At 71.5% G+C, this 515-nt stretch carries 1 protein-coding gene; it reads right to left on the bottom strand.

Going from position 1 to position 515, the window contains the following annotated elements; genetic code table 11:
- A partial coding sequence (locus CKO27_RS24110; RefSeq protein WP_200377430.1) for a phosphotransferase occupies positions 1 to 334 on the bottom strand: 334 nt, incomplete at its 3' end.
- Positions 335 to 515 lie beyond the last annotated feature (181 nt).

Genomic DNA, 515 nt, shown 5'->3' with positions numbered 1-515 from the left:
GCGCCAGGCGGTGGCTGCCGGGCAGCCGGGTGACGACGGCGGCCGGCTTGTGCGCCAGCGTGTGCAGCAGTTCGCCGCCGGCGCCGGCCTGCGGCGCCGGTACCGGGATGCCGTGCTGCGCCAGGTGCTGCATCAGCTGCAGGTAGTAGGGCAGTTCGGCGCGCGACAGGCGCTCGAACAGCGTGATCACCCACTGGCCCTGGGCCGTGGTGGCGTAGTAGTTGGTGTTCTCGATGCCCGAGCGGATGCCGCGCAGGTCGCTGAGCGCGCCCAGATCGAGGCTGCGGAGCAGGGCATCGGCTTCGGCGAAGCCGACTTCGGTGTAGACCGCCACTTCAGCGCCTCGCTCGCCCGGCTGCGGGGCGGGTGTCTCGCAAGGTCTTCACGCTCAGAACGAAAGCATGTGCCAGACCCGCTGGCCCGAGGGGTCGCCGGGCTGCGACGGGTCGCGTGCCCCGCTCGAGGGCACGATCTCGTAGGGCTTCACGCCGGGCAGCTTGCTGCGCACGGTGATG

Source organism: Thiocystis violacea (assembly GCF_016583575.1).
GTDB lineage: Bacteria > Pseudomonadota > Gammaproteobacteria > Chromatiales > Chromatiaceae > Thiocystis > Thiocystis violacea.
The sequence above is the reverse complement of the archived record's forward strand: the minus strand, read 5'-3'. Positions and strand labels throughout refer to the sequence as shown.